This window comes from Fontibacillus forbon (genome assembly GCF_046559655.1).
GTDB lineage: Bacteria > Bacillota > Bacilli > Paenibacillales > Paenibacillaceae > Fontibacillus.
Map to the genome: position 1 here is coordinate 681639 of NZ_JBKGFV010000004.1, position 25980 is coordinate 707618.

19 protein-coding genes and 2 pseudogenes are annotated in these 25980 nt (G+C 48.2%); 3 read left to right on the forward strand and 18 right to left on the reverse strand.

Translation table 11 applies throughout. The annotated features are described in order from the left end of the window. Positions 1-64 precede the first annotated feature (64 nt). The 3 genes from ACLB09_RS18660 to ACLB09_RS18670 all read right to left on the reverse strand — a co-directional run bounded on the left by ACLB09_RS18660 (position 65) and on the right by ACLB09_RS18670 (position 2474). The gene (locus tag ACLB09_RS18660) at positions 65-427 is read right to left on the reverse strand and encodes a hypothetical protein (protein WP_410771362.1); all 363 of its coding nucleotides are present in this window, start codon (positions 425-427) and stop codon (positions 65-67) included. 598 nt (positions 428-1025) lie between these two features. Then, positions 1026-1598: a hypothetical protein gene (locus ACLB09_RS18665; RefSeq protein WP_410771363.1), complete on the reverse strand. Its 573-nt coding sequence runs from the start codon at positions 1596-1598 to the stop codon at positions 1026-1028. Between the two features lie 81 nt (positions 1599-1679). Further along, the gene (locus tag ACLB09_RS18670; protein ID WP_410771364.1) at positions 1680-2474 is read right to left on the reverse strand and encodes a hypothetical protein; all 795 of its coding nucleotides are present in this window, start codon (positions 2472-2474) and stop codon (positions 1680-1682) included. A 163-nt stretch (positions 2475-2637) separates the two neighbouring features. On the opposite strand from ACLB09_RS18670, the pseudogene ACLB09_RS18675 reads away from it, so the two are divergent. The 3 genes and pseudogenes from ACLB09_RS18675 (at position 2638) to ACLB09_RS18685 (ending at position 4385) form a co-directional block, all read left to right on the forward strand. Continuing rightward, positions 2638-3671, forward strand: a pseudogene (locus tag ACLB09_RS18675) (IS630 family transposase). 6 nt (positions 3672-3677) lie between these two features. Then, positions 3678-3825, forward strand: a pseudogene (locus ACLB09_RS18680) (EamA family transporter); the annotation flags it as partial. Positions 3826-3839: 14 nt separating this feature from the next. Next, positions 3840-4385 (forward strand): copper amine oxidase N-terminal domain-containing protein, encoded by a 546-nt coding sequence (locus tag ACLB09_RS18685; protein ID WP_410771365.1) that lies wholly within the window; start codon positions 3840-3842, stop codon positions 4383-4385. Positions 4386-4457: 72 nt separating this feature from the next. Here the strand turns inward: ACLB09_RS18685 and ACLB09_RS18690 are convergent, their stop codons facing one another. From ACLB09_RS18690 to ACLB09_RS18760, 15 genes are all read right to left on the reverse strand, one after another. Continuing rightward, the gene (locus tag ACLB09_RS18690) at positions 4458-7844 is read right to left on the reverse strand and encodes a GH36-type glycosyl hydrolase domain-containing protein (protein ID WP_410771366.1); all 3387 of its coding nucleotides are present in this window, start codon (positions 7842-7844) and stop codon (positions 4458-4460) included. Positions 7845-8025: 181 nt separating this feature from the next. Further along, entirely contained in the window at positions 8026-10191 is a 2166-nt protein-coding gene (bglX, locus tag ACLB09_RS18695) for a beta-glucosidase BglX (protein ID WP_410771367.1), read from the reverse strand. 148 nt (positions 10192-10339) lie between these two features. Continuing rightward, on the reverse strand, positions 10340-11107 hold the full coding sequence (locus ACLB09_RS18700) for an alpha/beta hydrolase (protein WP_410771368.1): 768 nt from the start codon (positions 11105-11107) through the stop codon (positions 10340-10342). 40 nt (positions 11108-11147) lie between these two features. After that, entirely contained in the window at positions 11148-12155 is a 1008-nt protein-coding gene (locus tag ACLB09_RS18705) for a LacI family DNA-binding transcriptional regulator (RefSeq protein WP_410771369.1), read from the reverse strand. A 41-nt stretch (positions 12156-12196) separates the two neighbouring features. Continuing rightward, positions 12197-13015 (reverse strand): carbohydrate ABC transporter permease, encoded by an 819-nt coding sequence (locus ACLB09_RS18710; RefSeq protein ID WP_410771370.1) that lies wholly within the window; start codon positions 13013-13015, stop codon positions 12197-12199. A 20-nt stretch (positions 13016-13035) separates the two neighbouring features. Next, positions 13036-13935 carry a carbohydrate ABC transporter permease gene (locus tag ACLB09_RS18715; protein ID WP_410771371.1) on the reverse strand — a complete coding sequence of 300 codons (900 nt, stop codon included), beginning with the start codon at positions 13933-13935 and terminating at the stop codon, positions 13036-13038. Positions 13936-14054: 119 nt separating this feature from the next. Continuing rightward, on the reverse strand, positions 14055-15296 hold the full coding sequence (locus ACLB09_RS18720; protein WP_410771372.1) for a sugar ABC transporter substrate-binding protein: 1242 nt from the start codon (positions 15294-15296) through the stop codon (positions 14055-14057). A gap of 573 nt (positions 15297-15869) precedes the next feature. Beyond that, on the reverse strand, positions 15870-16496 hold the full coding sequence (locus tag ACLB09_RS18725; protein WP_410771373.1) for a polysaccharide deacetylase family protein: 627 nt from the start codon (positions 16494-16496) through the stop codon (positions 15870-15872). A gap of 33 nt (positions 16497-16529) precedes the next feature. Further along, complete coding sequence (locus ACLB09_RS18730) at positions 16530-17468, reverse strand: aldo/keto reductase family protein (protein WP_410771374.1); 939 nt, start codon at positions 17466-17468, stop codon at positions 16530-16532. A 77-nt stretch (positions 17469-17545) separates the two neighbouring features. Then, a complete protein-coding gene (locus ACLB09_RS18735) occupies positions 17546-19033 on the reverse strand; it encodes an alpha-N-arabinofuranosidase (protein ID WP_410771414.1) in 1488 nt (495 codons plus the stop codon). Positions 19034-19292: 259 nt separating this feature from the next. Continuing rightward, positions 19293-20150 (reverse strand): carbohydrate ABC transporter permease, encoded by an 858-nt coding sequence (locus ACLB09_RS18740; RefSeq protein ID WP_410771375.1) that lies wholly within the window; start codon positions 20148-20150, stop codon positions 19293-19295. Positions 20151-20161: 11 nt separating this feature from the next. Continuing rightward, positions 20162-21031, reverse strand: coding sequence for a carbohydrate ABC transporter permease (locus ACLB09_RS18745; RefSeq protein ID WP_410771376.1), 870 nt, complete (start codon positions 21029-21031; stop codon positions 20162-20164). Between the two features lie 70 nt (positions 21032-21101). Next, a complete protein-coding gene (locus ACLB09_RS18750) occupies positions 21102-22421 on the reverse strand; it encodes an extracellular solute-binding protein (RefSeq protein ID WP_410771377.1) in 1320 nt (439 codons plus the stop codon). A gap of 120 nt (positions 22422-22541) precedes the next feature. Next, on the reverse strand, positions 22542-24122 hold the full coding sequence (locus tag ACLB09_RS18755) for a response regulator (RefSeq protein WP_410771378.1): 1581 nt from the start codon (positions 24120-24122) through the stop codon (positions 22542-22544). Next, positions 24110-25939, reverse strand: coding sequence for a sensor histidine kinase (locus ACLB09_RS18760; protein ID WP_410771379.1), 1830 nt, complete (start codon positions 25937-25939; stop codon positions 24110-24112). Before ACLB09_RS18760 ends, ACLB09_RS18755 begins: the two co-directional genes overlap by 13 nt. Positions 25940-25980: the final 41 nt, after the last annotated feature.

Sequence of the window (25980 nt, forward strand, 5' to 3'; positions counted from 1 at the left end):
ACAATCACAAAGGCTATATCGTATCCAACGCAGCGAATGAACATAAGCATCACTTCTCCGCTTCCTATAGCGAAAAGTCGGTAACGCCCTTTTTAGCTGCATATTTCAGCGTGTATGCTTCTTCTGTTCCATAGGGCATGGTAGCAATTTTAATGCGGGTATAGTCCAGCCGGCTCTCTCTTAGAACCCCTTTTACCAAGGCTAGGCTCCGCTCTTCTTCCGTAACGACGCAAAATACATTAAGAACATATTTCTTCGGATCGGGTAGGGACTTTCCCATATCAAAGCCGTCAACATGGCCTAAACCGGCATCCGCTAGAGAGATCTCCAGAACCTCCATTACTTTATCCCTTAACCAGGAGTCGCGTTGGCTGCCTTTTGCGCTTTTCAAAGGATACTGGACCACTAACCAGAATTGTTCGCTCATTGGGATCACCCGCCCGTTCAATTTTATATATTTTTATAGTGCACGTAAAAAGGTATAAAGGCTAGACCAATCAGTTCGGGCAAGCAAAGCAAAATCCACTCAAAGTGCTATACTATCAGGAAAGAATAATGTTAAGGAGATGAAAAATGAGGATCGGTGCCAAGACTATATTGTTGGATCAACTTCTAGCTAATGCTGATGATCGTAATTTATTGGAATGAAACTTGGCAATTGCGGTATAAGGACAATCAAATTGATGCCGATACACTGACCACTCATAATGCCGATACTTTTCTTGTTAAAGATGAGGAAACCTTCTATGAATTAAAAGAGAAATGTTAAAAATCCTCCTGCAATGGCAAGAACTCCTTGAAGAAGATCAACTGTTATCGGTTGTAAAAGGATTTCCCGTGAAGGCGGAATGGTGGGCAATCATTTCAAATGCGGCAACCCATAATGCCTACCATATTGGACAACTAGCCTATATTCGCAAAATGAAAAAATAGAAATTTCTCTGTCAAGCAGAGTAAAGAGCCCCTTTCCAAGCGGTATCGGACCGCGCAGAAAGGGCTCTATTCTTATATGCCAAGCTAAAATATTATTGCTTTAACCGAAGCTCTAATCTTCTTAATTCCCCCAGCGTCTGAATCAATTTTTCATCATATTCCTTGAAATATGACTCATCCTTAATAACATTTTCTGCAACATTTATTTCATCACACAACTGAACAACTTCTAATATTAGTATTTTATTTTCTTCTACTTTTCTTAAATCTTTTTCCTTAATAAATTGATTTAGCCGATCAAGAATATCCTCAGTCTCTGCAAGAATAGAAAACAGGGATGGGCGAAGTTCTGGAGGAATAGCTTTATCTACAACTGAAGATTCGGTTTTTTCCAGTGAATAAAGAACAGAACGGGTGAATGACGCACCTCCCTCTATCCTACCGTTTAAATAAGAAAGCATCTCATCGTTTACACTTTCTTTTGTTAGAGAAATTAATACATCAGAAAATTGGGATAACTGATTTGAATATTGTTTATAAAATAGGTCATTAACTAATGCATACATTTGAGAATCAGTATTCTCATTTATGTTTCTATTAGAACCGGAATCACAGGCCGAAAATAAGCTTAACATTAGGATTATAAATAAGGTTTTTCTAATCAATCCACTTCTCCTTTCAAATATGGGGAAAAATTAATATTAACAGCGAGTTGGATATTATCAACTCGCTGTTAATATACTTAGTTATAATTCAATTGCATTTGTATCCGATAATGTCCATGAAGTTTCGGTCGTAGAAGTAGTAACACTATACCCTATTGATCCTTCAATTAAGCCGGTTCCCCCAAAACTTATACTTGCTTGTCCTGTTGATGTTGTTGATTTCTGATCATAAGTATGAGTCCAATCAGCACCAAAATCAATATCTCCACCATTAGTTTTTGGAGTAACATAAACAGAAACCCAATAATCCATGGTTATAAGCATTTTATCGTCATAAGCATTAAATAATGCTAATCCTTCACCAGTTCTTTGACCTGATCTTAAACTATTTTTAGTGCTATCAGAATTATTATAAGAATAGTATGAAGCAGCATTTTTATTCCAATATACGCCTATTACATCATATGAAGCTGGTTTTGTTTCTGATGCTTGATCAAATCCGTAATAAGCTATCAATCTATGAAAAGATTCGCCGCCTCTTCGAGCTGATGTTACCCAAAGCTCAGCTTCCCAAGCATCTACCGATCTTGTCTTAATAGCTTGAGACGGTTTCTCCAGTGTTACTCCTAGTTTTGATAAATTTATAGTAGCCTTATCATGGTCACTATTATTTCTTAAATAATCAACTATAAAATTATCAAACTCTTTATTACTCATACTGTTAATTTGTTTTTTGATATTTTCAATTCCTTTAGTAGAAAGTTTACTTACATCTTCGTTGCTTAGATTTTGTAGCGACAAAGGTGACTCCGCAAAAGCGGATATTGGAATACACAAAGCCAAGACTAACGACAGAGCTACTAAAATTTTTTTCACAAAGATCACTCCTCATTCTATATTTTTTGGATAGGGATATATTCCCTAATCATTACAGTGTAAAACTCTTAAACAAAGACTGAATTAAAGAATTTCGTTTTGGAAGTCGGCTTTTCCTAGATGGGGTAATAAAGGGGACAACAACCATTAGGACGTGATCAGCATGACAACCAATAATGATGAAAAGCAACTTGTTGACAAGTCACTTCGTGAGACTTCCGACAAACGAATGTACGAGCGTTATTTGGCAGTTCTCCATCGATTAAAGGGCCATACGATTAAAGATATTTCTAAGATGATCAAACGCACGGAGAAAACCACCGCTGGATACATTCATCGTTATGGGCGTGACGGGATCGAAGACCTTGCACTGGGCCATTCACCTGGCAAACCTCGCCGGCTTACCCATGAACAAGAAACGATCTTGGCGGACACTATTGCAACCAAGCGGCCGGATGACGAGGGCATCGAAGCTAAGTATACTTGGACGCTCAAGCTTGCAATGCTCTTTGTCGACCGAGAGCTAGGCGACACAAAAAAAAGGAATGTCCGTCCTGCTGCATCGGCTCGGATTCAGTCATACCAAAGCAACCTATACCATGGAACTAGCCGATTCTGAGGAACAGGAAGCATTCAAATCGGAGACCTTTCCGGCGTTAAAAAATGCTGATGAACCAAGAAATTGACCATTTGCTGTTTGATGACGAGTGTATGATTCGGGCATACCAATCGCTGCAGTACAACTGGTTTCCGATTGGGCACCAACGGAAGGTTCCGACTTACGGCCGTCATGAAGGCGCGAAATTGTTTGGTGTGCTGAACTACGAGACAGGGCACGTACTCTACCGTGACGGCGAGCGTTATGATGCTTCGGCGTTCATCCAGTTCCTTGATTCCGTTCTCATGGCCTATCCTGAGGGGAAAATCGTGATGATTCTCGATAACGGCCGGATTCATCATGCTTCATAGGTACAAGCCTTTTTGAAAGAAAATAAGCGGCTGAAGTTCGTTTTCCTACCAAAGTACTCACCGGATCTTAACTTGATTGAAGGACTGCGGAAATGGTTGAAAAGCGATGTTGTTCACAACGTATTTTATAAGAAGTTTTACCACATCCGTATTAACGTCGCCGCCTTCATGAAGCTTGTCAATACCAGCCCTATGGAGGTCATTGGTCGGCTGTGTATTCGTCTGTAATTCAAAAGTTCAGTCTATATAGGTGGATTTTCCTTATTGATTGCTGCGTATTAACTTGGGCATTAATGTCTGTGCTAGTAAAAAGATCCCAAAACAATATTCACAAATCGTCATTACCACTTATTCTTCTATGGTTGCTGTAATTTTATTATCTTAAGCGGCAAGCTGGTGGATGGCCGAATTTACATGCCCTTGAGAGCTGCTGGCGATGGAATGAAAGCTGCCGTAAACTGGGACCAAACAACGAAAACTGCGACTATTGCGAAAGACGGAATAACGTTAAAGGCAAAAGTGGGCAGCCCGTTTGTTAAACTGTTTGACGGGAGAGTCTATGTACAGTTTCGCGAAGTCAGCGATACGCTTTACAACAAGGAGTTAATTAATTGGGATAAGAGCAGCTTGGTCGCAAGCTCAAACCACTTCTTGTTGAACCTTGCTCCATTGAAGGCTGAAGAAGTCGAAAAAATGCTGACGGCGGTCATCATGAAGAATAAAGCGGTAAAGTCTCTCTTTGCCGAGTTCTCGGAGTATTACAATACGCATATCTATTACTCGTGGCTAGAGAAGTTGACGGCTCGCTTTAATGCCGAATATGGAGATGCAAACGGAGATTATTATGCTTCCCCGATTGAAGGAGTGATCGTTAAATACGGAAACAAATGGACGGTCACTTCTCTCAAACCAACAAAAACAGGCATACTTCCGCCTCATTGATTTCTCAAAAACGACATAACAATAAGAGAGAGACCTGACGTCTCTCTCTTATTGTTCTTATGCGGCCATATTCTACATTTCAATCTCCACTACAGCTTTGCCGTTTTCCCGCAGCTTATCGAATTCGGCTCGGGAAATGCGCAGGCCTCCCGTACGATACGGGTTGGAGATCCGCTCGGCTTCCGCCTTGTGTCCGTTTATGGTTACGGAATGAACGGCGCTGCCCTTTACCCGGTAAATGAAGGTGACGGGACCGCCATAATCAAACTCGAAACGGGTGCCGTCCAGCTCATCCGGCAGCACGGGATCGATCAGCAAATCTCCGCCGTCCACCCGGATACCGAGCACATTGGAAATCAGCTGGTTCATGTAAATCCCTGGACCGCTGGAATAAATCCGCCAGCCGCCTTTGACCTGAGCCGAACCGTCGCGCAGGTCTTCAAAACGCTGCTGCGCCTCATACCGCGTATTGAATTTGCCGTCGGAGCTGCTGAAATACGTATTGCTTTGGCGCAGCTCCGCGTTAGGCACGACATCCCGGATGCCGATCGGATTAATGGCGGCCAGGTGATGCCAGATTTGCTCCCGCCGTCCGATCTTCGCCATCGCTTCGATGTAGCGGATATGCGCATGCACGTATTGCAACCCGATTTCGCGGCCAAAGTTCGCCGCTTGCTCCGCGCGCTTGAAATGCACGTTGACCCCGCCTACATATTGCGCCGGCCGGTCCATCAGGCGCACGCCGTCAGGGAACAGCAGCTTGTCTTGAATCAGCCGCTCATGGCTCTCCGCCTGTTCCGGGGTGAGCAATTCGCTGATCATGCTTTGAATCATCGGCAGCAGCCGGTATCGAATGCCGGTCTCCCGGTCTTCCGGGTGCAGCATCAGCTTCACGTCGTTCGGATCCTCGAAATAGAGGAAGCCCGGAATGACTCCTTTTCCCAACATGTAACGGTTATAATCACGTTTGATGCCCTCGGCAATCTGCTTCAGATCATTCGACCAGGCGGCGTCCACCTGGCTTAGCGCCTGCGACAACACATCCACGGCTTGATACGTCAAGGCCACGGTCCAGCTGCTGACCATGAACTGCTTCAATTGGGCATTGGCCGGTTGCAGCGTATCGTCCCAGTCCCCGTCTCCGTAAGAAGAAAGGTAAGTGTCGTGGAGGAAATGTTCTTTAATGTAACTCAGTTCTTTCAGCACATGCTCGCGAATCGAGGCCGTCTCCGGCGTGAAGTTAAAGCCATGCTTGCTCGTATAGGGGACCTGTTCTTCGAGAATCGAAAAATCGCGGGTCGCCGTCAAATAATCGCCAAGCACTTTCAGCGGCCATGCAATGATGTCGCCATGACTCTCCTCTTGCTGAATCGATGCATACTTGTCGAACATGAACCATTGGGGCCAGTTGCCGTCCTCGGCATATTGATGGGCATAGACCGTCAGCAAGACGTCCCGCACCTGTCCGTACTGATGGGTCGCCGAGAAATATTCCACCGGTCCCTGGCAGACATCCCGCGTCCCCCAGGCCGCGCCGCCGTATTGCTCCAAACCGTGCGGCACGGAGTAGTGAACGAGCATATTGTGGGTATACCACCAGGCCAACGCGTTCACCTTAAAGAACTCGCCCTCGCTCCCGCCGTCCTTGGTCAATTTGAAACCGCTCATGACTTCGGCGTAAAAAGCTCTATACCGCTCGATCTCGGCTTCGGCGGAGCGGCGCTTGACCGGCAGGTCTCCGCCGTTCAGCAGCCCTTGGTGCGTCAGCGTCCATTCCGCGCTGGCATCCAGCTCCATCGCCACCAGCGAAGCGCAACCCGGAGCGGCTTCCTTGGCCAATGCCGACTCATCGCGTAAAGAATACGTCGCCCCTTCCAACACCATCCGGTAAGCAAGCTTCGGATACACCTGCGCGCTGATGCAAGAGGCGTCGGCCCGGAACGTTAGGGCACCGCTCTCCCCATCCTGTTCCATGGCGTACGGAATTTCATATTCGGCCACGTTCATCGTGATTTGATTCGTGACCAGATAGCGATATGGAACGCCGTTTGCGGAACGCACCTGCAACCGGATCTCCGGCGTATCAACCGTGGTGAAGTTGGTGATGATCAGCGTGTCGGCAGGCATTTTATAATACCAGCGAACATAGTTGAACCCGATCTCAAACAACGAAGGCAGCGTGAGCAGACGGTATTCCCCATCCACTTCCACGTAGATCCGCTGGCCGGAAGTCTTCGGCACATTCAGGGCATTCCGCGCGTTGGACATCATCTTGTTGAGGTTCGTGTTGCCCACGACCAGCTGCGAGTTAAAAATACCGTACATATAGGAGGTTGTCGTGATCACTTCGGCGCCGAACCGCACATTGTCCCCGCTCATCAAAATATGGCCATGCGGACGTTCGACCCGCAGTTCCTTTTCTTTCAGAACGATATGCTCATAGCTCTCCGTGAAAAAAGACAGCAATTGCTTGCCTTCATATTCCTCCTGATGACGCCGCGGAAACCATTGGTTCAGCTCCTCCCCGGTCACCGGCAAGGTTTGCAGCGGCTCTCCGAGCTGCGGCGAAAGGGTTGCGGTCCGGTTCCAGTCGCCGTCGCCCTCCTGCTCCAGACCGGCCGAGGCCGCCTCCGCCTCATTCCATGCCTCGCGGACAACGTCGCTGTATTTCAGCTCCGTCATCGCGGCCGGATGATCCCCTCGGAACAATCCGTAAAACACAAAGCGCACGTTGCCGTTCAGCTCCGTTTTCCGGGATTGCAGTGCCGTATAGGCGAATTCATATTGGTAAATCTCGTTTGCCAGCTTTTCCTTGGACAAAGCTTCAGGCCGGTTGGTTTCCTTGTAAGTCAGGCCGAAAAACTGGAATCCGTCCGTGGAATAACTCTCAGCCTTGGTCAGCGAACCTTGCTGCAAATAAGGAAACTTCCCGCCTTGCGGCTGGTTCTGCCGGGAACAAACGACGAAGCCTTTGTCCGCGTCACCAAACACCGTATGGTCAATGTATTGCGACAAATAAGCTTCATTGCTGCGGACGGCGCCCGGATCGGCAAGGCCGACGTCCTGTCCGTACACGATATCGGCGGTTACGCCGCTCCCTTCGAGCTGCACATCCCAAAACCATACGCCTTGGGCGGTCAGCGTGAACACGACCCGGTAACGGATCGGCTCCTTCCGGTCGTGGTCGTCCGAGGCGATTTCGCCTTCCCACACCAACCGGTCGCCGGCCTGGCGGAAACGGCTACCCGACGCGATGCCCAGCAGCGGATAAGCCTTGATCCCTTCTTCCGTGTGCAGCCGGGCGTAAAGATTGCCCAGCGAACCGTCAAGCGGATTGCTCAGGAGCTGATTGATCATCGTGGAGCCGCCGGTCGCCTCATACAGATCGCCATTCTTATGAAAAGTGAATTCAAGCTCGCCTTTTTGAATCGACAGTTTGGAATCTGATGCCATCGCCATTCTCTTCACTCCCTTTCTCTCTTTTAAACCTATATAAGATGAACTATTGAAATGGATGTTAGGGCAAGTGCATAAAATGTTCCTACGATCGCTGTTGTTTCCAGATTTCTTGATTATAAAAGGTCAAGTAGGGTTGAAAATCCGGAAACAAAGGCGACCACTCCGTTTCTGCATTTGCAAGTTATTGCTCCAAACGGAACGCCGCCTGCAGCGTATCGCGGCTGTTCCCTCCGACGTGCAGCTCGAATGTTCCTGCGTCGCTTGTAAATGACAAGTCGCTATGATGATACCGCAGCTGTGATTCGGTGATTTCAAACGCCACTTCCGCACTTTCGCCCGGAGCAAGCGTCACTTGGCGGAAATCCTTCAACTCCTTCACCGGGCGAATGACCTCGCCGGAAACGTCGCGGATATAAAGCTGAACCGTTTCCGTCCCTGCCATGCTTCCGTCGTTGCTGACCCGGACTTTGGCCTGCAAGGTCTGGCCCGCCTTCAGCGAAGCCGATGACAAGGCAAGCTCTCCATATGAAAAGCTCGTGTAGCTTAGGCCATAGCCAAAAGGGAACAACGGCGCATTCGGACTATCCAGATAATGCGATACATACTTCTCCTTCGAGTCTTCCGCAGGCTTCGGACGTCCCGTATTGAAGTGGTTGTAATAAACCGGAATTTGCCCAACCGTATATGGAAAAGACATGGTGAGCCGGCCCGAAGGATTGGCAACACCGTATAACAAATCCGCGATCGCCGCCCCGCCCGCACTGCCCGGGAACCAGGCTTCGAGCACCGCATCGGCTTCCTCATAGATGCCGTGCAGATCCAGCGGGCGGCCGTTGAACAGCACGGCAACCATCGGTTTGCCGAGCTGCTTCATGGTACGCACAAGCTTAAGCTGCGCTTCCGGCAGCTTGATATTGGTGCGGCTCGCCGCCTCCCCGCTCATCTCCGAAGCTTCACCGAGCGCCAGCACAATTACGTCGGCTTCCCCGGCGGCTTTGACGGCCTCTTCAAGCTGGAGCTCGGTGACATCATGAATGCCGCAACCCTCGGCTACTACAAGACCGGAACCGCCGAGGGCCTCCATCGCCGTATCGAGCCGAATGGCCGTCTCCCGCGATCCGGTCCACGACCAGTTGCCGAGAATATCGCCGCTTTGCGCAAACGGGCCGATCAGCGCGATCCTTTGCTCCCGCTTCAGCGGCAGCACGCCTTCGTTTTTCAGCAGGACGCTGGATTTCACCGCCAGTTCTTTCGCAGCCTCAAGATGCTCCTTGCAATACACGACTTTACCTTCCGCTTCCGGATCGGCGCCGCGCAGCGGGTTCTCGAACAAGCCGAGCTTTTCCTTCAACCGCAAAATGCGCAGCACCGCTTCGTCGATCAACGACTCGTCCACCAGCCCGTCTTCAACCAACCGGGCCAGTTCAAGCACATAAGCCGAAGTCATCATATCGATATCTACGCCAGCGTGAATCGCCTTTAAAGCTGCTTCGCGGTCATCTTCGGCGACTCCGTGCGCGATCAGTTCCCCGATGGCGGCCCAATCGGAAATGACGACGCCGTCAAATCCCCACTCGCCGCGCAGCAAATCCCGCATCAGCTTGACGTTGCCGCTGGCCGGGATGCCTTCCACCGTGTTGAACGAAGTCATCACCATCTCGGCGCCTTCGTCTATAGCGGCTTTATAGGCCGGCAGATAATATTCACGAAGCTGACGCTCCGAAAGATCGACCGTATTGTATTCGCGGCCGCCTTCCGCCAGCCCGTAGGCCGCGAAGTGTTTCACGCAGGAAGCGACGCGGCCGGTATCGTTTTTTAAATCCGTACCCTGAAAGCCCCGGACCATCGCCCGCGCGAACAAGGCGTTCAGGTAAGGGTCTTCTCCCGTCGATTCCATCACCCGGCCCCAGCGGGGATCCCGTACCAGGTCCGCCATCGGCGCGAAGGTGACATGAAGTCCGGAAACGGCCGCTTCCTTGGCCGCGATCTCCGCGCTGCGCTCGGCCAGTTCCAGATCCCAGGAGCAGCCCATGGCCAGCGGAATCGGAAAAATCGTCTTGAATCCATGCACGATATCCGCCATAAACAAGAGCGGAATGCCATGCCGGTTGTTCGCCATATGCGTCCGCTGCACGGAGATGACCTTCTCCGCACCGGCTACGCCAAGCACCGAGCCGGCGTTCTTCACCGTCTCCGGCGTAATGCCGAGCGCTTCCATCGGCCCGGTAATTTGCCCATCGTCTCCGGCCTCATCATAGAAAGGCGCCGCCAATTGCTGCAGCTGGGCGATTTTTTCGTCGAGCGTCATTTTCTGCAAAATATCTTCCAGTCTTCGTGGCTCTGACATTTCTCTCCCTCCCCTGTCATCGAATCGTTTTTATCTATTAAATCCTTATATTTAAACGTTATTTTAATAATTAAACTGCACAAAATAATAACGTTTCGATCTATGCTTGCAACTTTGCTCGCACAATCCCTCACGGCCGCCTCGTCTACTAACGATTCTTATCAACCGGCAGCCAGTCAAACACCCTCTGGATCTTGCGGTCCCAGTAGCCCCATTCATGGCTTCCGGGCTCTTCTTCATAAGTCACCCGAAGGCCGACTTTCTCGGCATGCTTCAGGAAATTCCGGTTGCCCTCGTACAAGAAATCCTCAGTCCCGCAGCATTGATAAAACTGCGGCTGATTTCCCGCCGCGGCGACTTTCCCCGCCAGCGCCAGCAAATCGTCATCGCTTCCTTGAAGCTCCGCCACGCTGCCGAACATCCGCTCTTCCTCATGGTTGCGGAATACGTCCGGCTCGCTTAAACGGTGGACGATGTCCAGGCTTCCGGACAGGCTTGCCGCAGCAGCAAAGCGTTCCGGCCGGCGAAGCGCCAGTTTGAATGCGCCGTAGCCGCCCATCGACAGGCCCGCGATAAACGTGTCCTCCCGGCGGTCCGAGATCGGAAACAAGGACTTCACGATCGCGGGAAGCTCCTCAGATAGATATGTGTAGTACGCCGCCCCTTGCTTCATATCCATGTAATAGCTGCGATCCGCACGCGGCAGGATGAGCGCGATCCCCTTATCCTCCGCGTAACGTTCCACCGAGGATAACCTCGTCCACTCCGTATGGTCTCCGCCCAGCCCGTGAAGCAAATACAGGACAGGCAGCTTGCCGTCCCGGCTGGCGCGAAGCGCAGCCATCGGGATCACCGCATGAATGTCCATTGACATTTCGAGCGTCTCCGCAAACAAGGCCGTTTGTATAAAAGCCAAGCTGATCACTCCACTTCCATGCATCGTGATGTCGATATCCTCAACCTTTAACTTCAGCCGTGACCGTTTTCACCGATTGACGTTCAATCAGTTCAACCTTTAATTTATAGGAATCATTGACTTGTTCATTATTCAGTAATTGAAACAGCAGGTGGCCCGCGAGCGATCCTGAATCATACATCGGCTGACGGATCGTCGTCAGCGGCGTTTGAACATACTCGGCCAATTGAATATCGTCAAATCCGATGACGGATATATCGCCCGGTACGGAGAACCCGTCCTCTTCCATCGCTTTGATGCCGCCGATCGCCATTTCATCGTTACCGTAAAATACGGCCGAAGGAATCTCGCCTTGCATGAGCATCATTTTCGTCGCCTTATAGCCGCCATCCCGTACAAAATTACCGGTTAGCCGCCATTTGGCTTTCTCCTCAAGACCCGCTTCGTGCATCGCCCGTAAATATCCCTGGTATCGCACGCTGTTATCGTAAGAATTGGCCGGTCCGCTAATGTAAGCGATGGATCGATGTCCTTTGTCGATGAGATACCGGGTCGCTTTGTACCCGCCGAGCTCCCCGTCGACAACGACGCTAATCAGCCCTTCGCCCGTCGTAAGCCGGTCCATCGCAATGATCGGAAAGCCGGTACCGGCCGCGTTCAGCAATATTTCGTCGGAAATATTTTGCGCAAGCACGATGGCGCCATCCACTCTTTTTTCGCGTAAATATTTGACCGCCGTAGACTCCCTGCCCCCCATAGAACTGCAGGCCACCAAATCGTAACCGTTGGACAGCGCCACATCCTGCACGCTGCGGATCAATTCCGAATAATAAGGTCCGGACAGGTCCGTCAAGATTAGCGCAATCGTATTCGTACGGCTCCGTTTTAAATCCATGGCGAAACCGTTCTTATGATAATTCAACTGTCTGGCAGCCTCCAGCACTTTTTCCCTCGTTTTCGCGCTGACTTTGCTGTCTCCGCTAAGTGCGTACGATGCCGTGGAAAGCGCCACGCCGGCCAATTTCGCCACATCTTTAATCGTAGCCATACTATTGTCATCCTTTCTAACCGTACAAAAACTCTCTTTACTTATTTCATCCCCGAGATCGTATATCCTTCAATAATATGTTTCTGGAAGAAAGAAAAAACGATGATGATCGGAACGACCATAAATGCGGCCCCCGCCATTTGCAGGCCGAATTTCGAGGCGTATTGTCCTTTCAACAGGGACAGCCCGACCGACAGGGTGTACAAGCTCTCGTCGTTGGCGATGATTAACGGCCACAAGAAGCTGTTCCAGGCGCCGATAAACGTCAATATGCCTTGGACGGCGAAGACCGGTTTTACGATCGGCATGATCAATTGGAAGAAAATCCGTAATTCTCCCGCGCCGTCGAGTCTTGCCGCTTCCATCAAATCCGTCGGAATCGTCGACATGAACTGGCGGAACAGGAAGATGCCGAACGCGCCGACCAAACCCGGCAGCACAATGCCTGCCATCGTATTTACCAACCCAAGCTTGTTGATGATCAGATAAGTAGGAATCATGGTTACTTGACCCGGAATCATCATCGTGGCCAGGATGAGATAGAAAAATTTGTTCTTGCCCGGAAATTCAAACTTCGCAAAGGCATACCCGGCAAGTGCGTTCAGGAAAAGCCCGACGAACGAACACAACACGATGATCAGCGTATTTTTGAGATACACCATAAAATCCATTTTCGCAAACAGATCCACATAGTTTTTGAAAGTCGGATGGTTCGGAATGATCGTCGGCGGAACAATGGTAAATTCGTTTTCCGGCTTAAACGACGAGCCCAGCATCCAGATGAACGGAATCATCATCAGAAGGCCGCCGGCAATCAGAAGAAATATCATAAGGCCCTTTTCAAATCTTTTCAACGCCATTTGCGTCCCCTCCTTTACCCTTAATATTCAACTTCCTTCCGCTTGACGAGGAACTGCACGATCGTTGCAATGATAATGATAATGAACAGAACAAAGGAACCGGATGCCGCGTAGCCGAAGTCGCTCAGCTTAAATCCGTTGTTGTAAATAAAGAGCGCCATGGACATCGTTCCGTTGAGCGGTCCGCCCTTCGTCATGACCAGCGGTTCTTCGAAGAACTGAATCCAGCCGATCAGCGTCGTAATCGTCACGAAGAAGGTGGCAAAGCTAAGCAAAGGAATGGTGATATAGCGAAGCTTCTTCCACCCGGTAGCACCGTCAATTTCAGCCGCTTCATAATAGGAGCGGGGAATTCCTTGGAGCGCTGCCAGAAAAATGATCATATTCAGGCCGATCGCCTTCCATACCGCCATCAGAATGAGCGACAGTTTGGCCAGCATCGGATCCTGTAACCAGGCTTGCCCGGGGATTCCAAACCAGGAAAGGATATAGTTAAACAGCCCGTACCTGCTGTTATAGAGATAACCCCATACAACAGCCACGGCTACAATATTCGTAATGGATGGCAAGTAGTAAACAACCCGAAAGGTATTAAACAGCCAGCTCGTTCCATAATTCAGCAGCAGTGCGGCTGCCATAGAAAATAAAATGACCAGCGGCACCCCGATAATGACATAAATGCCGGTGTTCACAATGGATTTTATAAATACGGGATCCTTAAATAGCCCGAGATAATTCGTAAAGCCGGCGCCATGAATGTTAGAAAAGTCGGCCAGCCCCAACAGGTCCATATCGGTAAAGCTGATGACTAATGCGATAATAATCGGCAAAATCGAAAATACCGTGAGTAACAGTATGGCCGGAGCAATGAACAAATACGGATATTTATATTTGTGCCAGCTATTTGCATGCTGCTTCATTTATCCTCACCCCTTAAAATTTGTCCACTCCCTTCCAGACGAAGAACTCTAAAGAGATAACCGGGACCCTCGCTTCTGTAGAGTCCCGGCGTCATCTTCGCAGGCGGAAGACAAAATGATTAATTCCCTAAAATTCCGTTGGCTTCCTCATTCAATGCGTCCATCTCGGCTTGCACATCCGCTCCGCCAACCGTAATGCGTTCGAAGGCTGCGACCGAAGCTTGCGAAACTTCTTCCCATTCCTTGACCATTGGCGTCGGAATGGCACTCTCCAGTTGTTTACCGAATGCGGCGATCATCGGATCGGAGAATTGCTCGTTGTCCCAAGCCGTTTTCAAAGCCGGCAAGGAATTTGATGTTTCGTAAAATTTGAGCTGCGCTTCCTCGCTGCTCAGATAGGCGATAAATTTCGCTGCCTCTTCAGGGTTCTTGCTGTATTTAAAGATCGAAAGGTCGGAACCGCCCATCAGCGATTTATTGTTTTTGTTGGCAGGCAAGGTCTTAACCGTCCATTTGCCTTCAATTTCCGGATTTTGATCCTTCACGGCTTGAATCATCCAAGGACCGCTGATAAACATCGGCACTGTGCCGTCCTTAAAGCCTGTAACCGTATCGAGGTCCGTCGGAGGAACGAGGTTTTCTTTATATAAACTGTTCAGGAAGTTCATCGCTTCTACGTATTCAGGCTGGTTAAACTGCGGCTTGCGGTCGGCGCCAATGACATCGCTGCCTGCTTGCCAGGCGAACATGGACAAATAGTTCTGGTCCTTCGCATCGATTGGCATCATATAGTTACCTTCGCCTCTTGCGGCCAGCTTCTTGCCGGCCTCTTTCAGTTCATCCCAGGTCTGCGGTCCTTCAGGATATCCGACTTCAGCAAGCAAATCGGTGCGATAGAACAATCCGCGTGTTTCCACATACCATGGGATGCCTACCGTCACGCCGTCATATTGCGTGGTTTGAATCGCGCCGTCGAAGAAGTTCTCCGTTTTGAGCTCCGGATATTTTTCAATGTAAGGAGCCATGTCCAGCAAGGCACCGGCTGAAGCAAACTCGGGAATCCAGGTCGTACCCATTTGGATGACGTCCGGACCATTCTTGGAAGCAACGGCCGTAAGCAGTTTGTCATGCGCGGAATCCCAAGGAATCGCCTGCACGTCTACCTTCACGCCGGGATTCTTCTCCTCGTACATTTTCGCAATAGGCTCCACACTTTCCGAGGTGCCCATGAACCAAACCTTTACCGTGTTATTGTCGCCTGAAGCCGAATTGGAACCCGAGTTATTTTTCGAGCCGCAGCCGGCCACGATAACAGAAACAGCAAGCAGTGTAATCAAAGCAACTAACCAATTTTTCTTCACTTTTCCTCACCTCTTTATTAGTATGAAAAGCCGAAAATCAATGGATTCAACTCCAAATTCGAAACGTTTCGATACATTTCAAAAAAAATATCGAGATAATTTCGGACGGAACATTCTCTATTTTGCGTGAAAACCCCCTATAATATACTGAAATTTTCAAAAGTTACCGCTTACATTATCGTTTGATAAGAAGGGAAGCCTAAAAGCCTCCGTCTAGATAAAATACGAGAAAGCGCTTAATTCGAAACGTTTCGTAAGCACATTATAATCCCTGGATACATGAAATTCAAGCTATTAATTAAAATTACTTTTTTAATTAAACCCATGATCCTTCTTTTATAATGCGTATGGATGCTGCGACGCCTAAGACTTAATACCCTGATGAATCGGGTTTGTAACAGGCTTATTTACTATTTCGTTGAGTCCTTGGGATGTTCCCGAGCCCTTTATTCTTAAAAATGACAAGAACCCGCTCCTTGAGCGGGTTCTTCAAATTTAGGGGAACCGTAGCGTCATCTCAGTACTTGACCATTCACGCCATTTTACACAGCCGATGTGCTGATCCTACTGCATTCAGGTTTGATCAGCAAGCTCATTCAGCTCGCTTACCGTCAAAAACCGATACCCTTCAGCCGCAAGCTCTTCTAGCAACACTCGAACAGCTTCAATCGTTTGGGCCCGTTCGCCATACCCGTCATGAAACATAAAGATGCTGCCATTCTCGATCGTCGGCCTTGTATGATCCAAAATAAACTCGACCCCAGGCTGCTCCCAATCCTTCGCCTCGCCGTTGACAGCGCCAATCGAGGTGTATCCAAACTCTGCGGCAAGTGAAAGAATATCCTCATTAACGCCAAAATACGGAGGCCTGAAGTTCAATACCGGCTTCCCTGTCACCCGACGAATCCTCTCATCCGCCCGCTGCAATTCAGTCCGCGCCTCCTGCAATGTCAGCTTGGTCAGATCAGGATGACAATAGGTATGATTGGCGATCTCATGCCCGGCAGTATGAACTTCGGCTACTATGTCCTCGAACGCATCCATCTCCTGACCGATCATAAAAAATGTCGCTTTACCATTAGCTCTGCGGAAAATATCCAGCAACTGCCGAGTAAATAACGGATGCGGACCGTCGTCAAACGTAAAGGCGACGGCCTTTTCCCGGGTTGGAACCCTATTTACCAATGATAATTTGGCCATGATAATATGCCTCCGATTCATAAAGTATCATCATTATCCTATTTTACGAACAACGGGTTTATAATCCAGAATTCGGTCGATTTCAGTCAATATCTCTTCCGGCAGTTCAAAGCCGCTTGCAGCAATATTGTTCTCTATCTGTTCCGGTCTTGATGCTCCGGTAATCAGGCTGCTGATTTGAGGGTTTCTAAGTACCCATGCGAGTGCCAGCACGGACAGATTTGTACCTAAGCCGTCCGCAACTTGAATTAGCCTTTCAACCTTATTCAGATGATCCTCGGTAAGAAGATTGTTAACTTGTCTGTCCGCCTGGTGCGTTGCCCGCGAACCCTCGGGGATGACATGCCCTTTACGGTATTTGCCGGTAAGGAGCCCTTGTGACAGCGGACTGAAAGGAACAATTCCTAACCCATGCTTCTGGCATATACCCATAATTTCGTCCTCAATATATCTGTCCATCATATTATATTGAGGCTGAATGACCGACATGGGGCGAAGCCCCATCTCCTTGATAAGATATAATGCTTCCGTGATCTGTACGGGGGTCCACTCGCTTACGCCGTAATATAATACCTTCCCCTGCGCGACCAAATCACTCATTGCTTGCAGAGTTTCCTCCAAAGGGGTGCTCTCATCATAACGATGACAAAAATACAGATCTAAATAGTCCACTTTGAGATTTTTAAGAGACTTGTCGATTTGTTCGATGATGTGCTTCCTGGACAGTCCTCTGTCGTTAACTCCATTTCCGGTCGGAAAGAAAACTTTACTTGAAACCACAAAGGAGCTTCGTTCGAATTCCTTTAAAATATCACCGAGAAAAATTTCTGCTTGTCCGCCGCTATATGCATCTGCGCAGTCAAAAAAGTTTACGCCAAGATCATAGGCGCGTCTGACGCTCTTCTTCGCCGTGTCCACTGCTTCCGAGGTTTGAACATCTGTCATCCAGCTTCCCAGAGCAATTTCGCTCACTTTTAATCCCCATTTGCCAAGGTTCCGATATTCCATAGGTGCTACCTCCTATCTGCGTCAAAATCTCCGCACCTGCTCTATGAGCGTAGCGTCAGAACAACCACGGACATCGGCGGCAGCGTTGCCGACAAGCCGTCGGCGCTTAGGTTCGTGACGCCGTTGAACGCCTGCGGCTTCACCGTCTCCGGCTGCTCGAAGGTGTTATGCGCATTCATATCTTCGTGAGTGAGCACCCGGCCGCTGACAATCGGACCGCCTTCCAGTCCGCGCAAACGTAGAGTCACGTCCGCCTGGCGATGCGGATCGATGTTGCACAGGCTGATGTCGATCGTTCCGTCCGGCCGCTTCGATGCCGATGCGCTCACCTGAGGAATCGATTCGCCTCCCACTTGGTATTCGCCCGCGTCAAGATGAAGCGCAAGCGCCTCCGCATCCTGGTGCACCTTGAACATCTCGAACACGTGATAGGTCGGCGTCAGCAACATCTTTTCGCCCTCTGTAAGAATCATAGCCTGCAGCACATTGACCGTCTGTGCAATGTTCGCCATGTGGACACGGTCACAGTGACGATGGAACACGTGGAAATGTAGTCCCGCAACAAGCGCATCCCGCAGCGAGTTCTGCTGGTACAAGAAGCCTGGATTCGTACCCGGCTCCACCTGAAACCAGGTTCCCCACTCGTCGACGATTAGGCCGACACGTTTCTTCGGATCGTATTGGTCCATGATCGCGGAGTGTCGCACAATGAGTTCGTCCATATGGAGCGCCAACTGCATCGTCTCGAACCATTCCGCTTCATCGAATCCCAGCGCCGGACGTTTAACCTCAAATCCACCGGGTACCGTATAGTTATGCAGGCTGAGGCCATCCATATGCCCGCCCGCTTCACGCATCAGCGTCTCCGTCCAGTGATAGTCGTCCACGTTGGCGCCGCCGGCAATCTTATAGACGCGATTCTCGCCGTAATTTCGGACATACGTCTGGAACCGACGGTATTCGTCGGCGTAGTACTCCGCCCGCATGTTGCCGCCACAACCCCAATTCTCATTTCCGACGCCGAAATATTTCAGTTTCCATGGCTTCTCCCGGCCATTGGCCTTGCGCCAGTTTGCCATCGGCGATTCACCGTCAAAGGTCATGTACTCGACCCACTCTTGCATCTCTTGAACTGTGCCGCTGCCGACATTCCCGCAGATATACGGCTCTGTACCCAACAACTCGCACAGGTCGAAAAACTCATGCGTGCCAAAGTGGTTGTTTTCCACGACGCCGCCCCAGTTCGTATTGACCATGCGCTTGCGCTGCTCCTGCGGGCCGACGCCGTCCTTCCAGTGATACTCATCGGCAAAGCATCCGCCCGGCCAGCGGAGCACCGGTATGCTAAGGTTTCGCAGCGCCTCCAGAACATCGTTTCGGATACCGCGGGTATTCGGGATCGGTGAATCCTCACCTACCCAGATGCCTTCGTAAATGCAGCGGCCAAGATGCTCGGCGAAGTGCCCGTAAATATGGCGGCTGATCGTACCCGAAGGCTGATCGGTATTGACGGTAATCGTTGCTTTCATCATGATATCTCCCTTCTATATAAGATGAACTATTGAACTGATGTGAGGCAAGTACGTAAAATGTTCCTACAATCGCTGTTGGTTCCAGATTTCATGATCTTATGGAATATATTCGGCAGAAATCCGGAACCAAAGGCGACCGCAGCTTATGCTTCCGATGTAGCTTTCTTTCAGAAAGCTTTCAACTTTTTCGGAATCATTTTACTCCCTTGCCTGCATCCTATTCTTTAGTTCATCTTATCTAGCTTTTCTCCGGCCCTTATCCTTTGACAGCGCCTGCGATCATGCTCTTCTGTACCTGTTTGTTGAGCAGCAAATAGATGATAATCGTTGGGATTGTAGCGATCATGAGCCCCGCTCCAATAATCCCCCATTGCGTAATGTAGGTCCCGACCATCGACATCATCCCCACCGTTAAGGTCTGAAATAAATTATTATTTATGAAGGTAGTCGCAAACATCAACTCGTTCCAACAAGACAGGAATGTAAATATCGCCACCGTCGCTATGGCAGGACTAACCAGCGGCAACATAATCGAAAAGAATGTTCTGTAGATCCCGCATCCGTCAATGACCGCCGATTCTTCCAGTTCGCGGGGTACTCCCTTAAAGAAGCTACTGAGGATGAACACCGCCAGCGGGATACCAAAAGCGACATAAGGAATAATCAAGGACCAATAGGTATTCAGTAAATGTAAATTCTTCAGGACCATAAACAGCGGTAATAGAGCCGCATGAATCGGAACCATCATCCCGAGAAGGATTAGCGTCATCGTTAAGTTGCTGAATTTCCAATTCATCCTCGAAATGGCATACCCCGTCATGGAGGACAGAATCAATACGAGGATAATGGATGCAGCGGTCACTAACACGCTGTTAAGAAAATAAGTTAATACATGACCATCCGATAAGGCCTTGGCATAGTTGCTCCAGAGGAATTTCTTGGGAAGTCCCACGACATCGCCGCTGAATATTTCACTATTATCTTTCAGTGAGAAAAATGCCAACCAGATAAGGGGGTAAATCTGTATGATCGTTACAATGATTAAAAACCCCTGCAGCAGTATTTTCCCAATGTAGTTTGGCCTTTTTTGCAACAGCCCTTTTGCAGTACTCACTTTGCTCCCCCCTATTCTGTTTTGAAAAACTTATTAATAATGACTGTAAATACTAAACATTCCAGTATAATAAAGACGGATATTGCACTACCGTAGCCATATCTGTAAGTATCAAAAATGGTGGTATACATCAACGTGCTCGGCACCTCCGTGGTAAATAAAGGCCCTCCGCCCGTCAATACATAAATCAGATCGAATACCTTAAATGCACCGATTACCGAAAAGACAAGACATACTTTGAGGATCGGCCGCATTAACGGAATTGTAATGGAGAATGCAGTCCGTATGCGGGAAGCTCCGTCAATTTTAGCCGCTTCGAAAATATCCTGCGAAATCGATTTGGCACCGGCATACATCAGCAACATATGGTAACCGACATATTGCCAAAGCGTCGGAATAAAGGAAGCGATAAGGGCAGTATCCTTTTGTCCAAGCCAGTCTTGAGCCAGACTCGAGAGACCTATGTGCTCGAGCAACCAGTTCAAGAGGCCATAATCCGCATTATAGATTTTAGACCACAGTTGGGCGATCACAACGGTCGAAATCAGCACCGGAATGAAATACACCGTACGATAGAACCCCTCACCTTTGACTGACGACGCCAGTATAAGGGCAAGCACAAGAGATATGGGCAACTGAATGAAAATAGACGCTGCCGCAAACAACATAGAATTTTTGATGGAGTTTAATGCCCGTGTATCCGTGAACATCTCTTTATAATTATCCAGTCCAATAAACGCACCTTTGCCGACGCCATTCCAATCCAATAAACTATAATAGCTGGAAACAAAGATCGGAACTAATACAATTCCACAAAATATGAGGAGGGTAGGCAGGACAAATATAGCAATAGCCTTCTTGTTGGAAAATACAGAATTCATTATGGTTCTCCTCTCAAAGATGTGGTCAGGGACAGTCCCTGACCACATCTCGTTTGGGTTTATTCACGGATTAGAGACTTAGTTCCGTCGGTTTAAGCTGTGCCATCTGTTTGCAGAATTCTTCAGGAGTGATGTCGCCTGCCAAAAGTTGCGCAATTAAGTTTTTGTGCGTTTCCGCAGATTCGGCCGGGAGAATATTGTCCCACCAAGCAATAAACGAGGTTGCCGTTTTCATAATGTCCGCGGCGGATTTGTCGAGTTCGGAAAGACCCGAAGTATCAAGCCCGTCAATGTTCCAGCTAGGAAGACCTGCGCCGGCGAGGAAGCCCTGCGTACCGAGCTGCTCGCTCAGGTACATAAGAAATTCAACGGCTTCTTTCGGATGTTCTGTAGTGCTGCTGACATAGAAGCCGTCGACCGCTCCGCCAAAGATTTCGGTGCTCTTCCCTTTACCGTCTTCAAACACCGGGAAAGGAATCACTTTGACCTTGCCTTTAACTGCCGAGGAGTCATCTTCGATGCCGGCATTAACCCAGTTAGCCTGGAACATCATGGCTCCGTTACCCGCATTAAACGCACCCAGCATTTCATCATAGCTCATGCTGAACATACTGCTGTTGAAGGCGCCTGCCTTTGCCAGTTCCTGCATTTTAGTAGCTGCAGCAATGAAATCCGGCGAATTCCATTTGGATGGATCCTTAAATGCTTCGATGACCGCATCATTTCCTGCTTGCCGCATCGCAATCATGTCGTACCAGTACATGCCTGGCCACCGGTCTTTCTCTCCAATGAGAGCCGGAGTAATATCCGCTGCCTTCAATTTCTCTACGGCATCTAACAATTCCGTATAAGTCGTCGGGATTTTGGCTCCTGCTTTATCGAACAATTCGGTATTAACAAACAAATTTGCAATATGAGTGTAGACCGGAAGTGTATAAATTTTCCCGTCCACTTCAATGGCTTCCGACATCCCTGAAGCCATTCTCGACTTAACATCGTCCGTCAAATATTCGGTGATTTCAAGGACATTCCCGGATTCGATATAAGGCTGCATAAAGCTGCCGCCGCCCATACCGTAAAAAATGTCAGGGGCCTCGCTTGCGGCAAGTGAAGTCTTGATTTTGGTCTTATATTGTTCGCCGGTCGTCCCTGTCCGCTCAATTTGGATGTTTGGATGCTCACTGTTCCATTTCTCGATAATTTGCGGCAAGAGTTTCGCCGACGGGTCCGTATTACCAACCGACTGATCCCACAGGGTCAGCTTAATGGAACCGCTTCCATCCTTGCCCGACGATTTCCCCCCGGATGAATCGGAGGAGCATGCGGCCAGACTGCCTGCAATCCCAACTGCCAGAATAATGCTCAATGATTTTTTTAATAACGCTTTCATCTCTTTGACCTCCCTATTTGTGAATTTGCTGCTTCTAGTAGTCATTTTAGGGAAGTACCCCTGATAACTCCATTCAAAATATGCACATTGTCTTGTAAAATTCGAACATCTCTTTATCCGTCATTTCCCGCTCCGATACTCATTCATAGACCTGCCGGTCGTTTTCTTGAAAAGAACGCTGAAATAGTGCGGATCCGGAATTCCAACCTGTTCACCAACCTCGTATCCTTTTAAATCGGTAGTTTTCAGCAGACTTTCAGCTCTTTTCATGCGGACATTCGTAAGAAACTCTACAAAGGTTTGCCCCGTTTCCTTCTTCATAAGCCGTCCCAAATGGCCTGGACTGATAAAGAATGCCGCAGCGGTGCTTGCCAATCCGACCTGGGGATCGCTCATCTGATTTTCCAGATACTCTTTCACCTGACTGATCAGGTTGCCTTCTTTGGCTTGGAATTTCGATTGAATAGTTTTGGACACATGAAGGACGTACCTTTCCAATATGTTCATTAATTCCGGAAGATTGTCTGCCGTGAGAATCGAGACCAGGGTTTCCGTATTCTGCGTTTGTTCATCTTCGATCTGCTGCTCCATCGCTGCACGCTGGCATTCGGTAATTACATCCATCGCCGCCATCCGGAACTGTGATACACCGGAAAACGAAACGTTAAATATTTGCCCGAGAATCTGCGTCGCCCGCTCGGACGAGCCGACACTGATGCAGAACTGCAACTGTTGAAGAAGCTCCGGATTGGACCGATAATGTTCTTCCCTGTTCTCCACGATATCTTCGAAGCAAACTACCTGATTATGCCCGACGAACGCTTTGTAATGAAGCGCACGATAGGCTTCCTGATGTCCCAAATGCGCTTCCAGGATATTTTCACGTTTCCGCCCGATGCCGATACTCGCAAAGCATTTGTAGGAATCGGTCAGATAGGTTTGAAGTAATTCACAATCGCTGACAAGGTTTCTATCTTGATTAAATGAAATGATCGCCATTTGATTTCCGGTGTCTGGTATAATCATCACTTGCGAGTCATCCTGAAAAAAAGCTTCCATCTTGTTTCTGCTTTCCATCCCCAATAGAATCAGCTGTTCCTCCGTCTGCTTCTGTGATATCGGGGAAATTTCTATAACGGCAATTTGATACGCGTAACCATGGAGAAAAACGGGGAGTTTGAAATATTCCGCTTTTTCATGGATTTCTTCTTTTGAAAGAGCGCCCCTTAACCATTGAACCAGAAATTTCTCCCTGAGATACGGAAAATTCCGCTCCAGATCTTCCTTTAACCTCTCCAGTTCTTGATCCCGCATCCGTTCCTCATCAATCTTATGTTTTAACTTGTCGGTCACTTGAAGCAGATCTGAAGCATGAATCGGTTTTAAAATGAAATCGAAAATTCCAATTTTGATACTCTGTTGGGCATATTCAAATTCATCATGACCGGTAACGACCACGATTTTAATATCCGGATACTTCTCTAATACCTTGCCGCTAAACTCAATTCCGTTGATGTACGGCATGTAAATATCCGTGAAAATGATATCCGGTCTAAGTTCATCCACCATATCCAGTGCTTCATGTGCATTGGAAGCTTCGCCTACGATCATCAGGCCTTGCTTCTCCCAGTCAATGCGCATTCTAAGCAGATTCCGGATCAGATGTTCATCATCCACGATCAAAACTTTCAATTTTCCCATGATGTATCTACTCCATTCGGTATGACTAGCGTTATAATAGTTCCTTTTCCCGGTTCACTTTCAATGGTTACACAGTCTTTATCTCCATAAAAAATACGCAAGCGTTCCATGGTTCCCCACAGTCCAAAGCTCTTGATTTGACCTTTTCTTTCCGTATATAGGATCTGCGTAATCTCTTCTTCCGACATGCCGACGCCGTCATCAGATATGGATATTTTCACTGCGCCTTCCGTATTTCGTGCGCTGATCCGGATCGTTCCTTTTATTCCTTTCGGTCGTATGCCATGATAAAGGCAATTTTCAACCAATGGCTGCAACACCAGTTTTGGAATTGGAGACTGTAAACAGTCTTCGTCCACATCGAACTGAGCTTCAAAGACGTCCTGGTAACGAACGCTCTGGATTTTCAAGTAATTCCGAACCATCTCAATTTCTTGACCGACCGTGATCACATCTCGTCCCTTGCTGACACTCATACGATAATAACTCCCCAAAGCTTCGATCATTTCACAAACTTGATCGTTTAACCCGGACAGCGCCAAGGAAGTAATCGAATCCAGCGTGTTATATAAAAAGTGCGGTTTGATCTGGGATTGCAGTGTATTCAACTCCGCCTTGCGAATCGTTCTCTGCTCTTCAATGACGCGTTTCAGCAGTTGATCAATTTGTTCGATCATCTGGTTATAACCGTTATACAGCTGTTCAAATTCATAACTGTTCAGTTCCACGTTGACTTTCATAAAGTTACCGCTTGGGGCTTTCTTCATGGAACGCAGAAGCTTATGAATCGGATTAATAATACTGCGCGAAATGATGAATGAACTTACAAAGAAGATCGTTCCGTTAATCACCAGCAGAATCAGAGCCAAAAGCACCAGCGATTTATTTCGCGACTCAATGGTATCGTGCGGCGCGATGCTTACAAATTTCCAATGATACTGCCCACCGGAAAGATAAGAGACCGTATATTTCTGCGAATTGGAACTCAGCGTAAGAACTCCTGAGTTGCCTTGCTGAAATTGTTGTTCCAATCTATCCTTATTTGTTGTCAGGATTTCTTTAAAGACTGCATCACTTTGATCCTCGGTGGAATCGGCTACGATGATCTGATTATTTTCATCTAGAATAGCAATTTCCAACGAATTCTGATTGAGCAAGTTGGAATAAGCTTGTACAAATGCATCATCTTTGATATTAATAACGAGGATCCCGAGGCGGGAGGTATCGTCAATGTCCCGGATCAAACGAATGAATGAGACGAAATTCCCGTCGGTGTTTCCCCCCGAAAAGGTTCCGCTGCCGTTTAGTCTCAGAATATACTTTCCTTTATTTCGTACCACTTGCTCATACCATGGCGCATCCTCTATGTGCGCTTCCATAAAAGTCGGTAATTCCTCGGTTCCAACCGAGAAACGATGACCCGAATTATCAAAAATGTTGACAGAATCAATAATGGGAACCGCTTGCATAAGATTGTACAAATAAGCGCTGACCTTAGACTGGGTTTGAAGGTTGGAATACACGTCCCCCTGTCTTAGCAAGTTTTGCAGATTATGATCGGAAAAGATCATCTTCGAATAGTTGTTAACGTTTTCAATCATTAGGTCGACATTGGTCTGAATGGACGTAATCGTTTGTAAAGACGCTTCATTGATTTTCTTCTGTGCTGAATTCGTAGCTATTTGATTCATTACCAAATAGCTGAATCCCACCGTAAACAAAATGACTAAGAAATAGGCAAAAGGTATTTTAAATGCTAATTTTCTCGGCCTGCCGTAAAATAAAGACTTAATGCTTCCAGTAATCCGTTCTATCACCGCTTGGTCCTCCGCATCATATGCCGTATTCTGTAGACAAT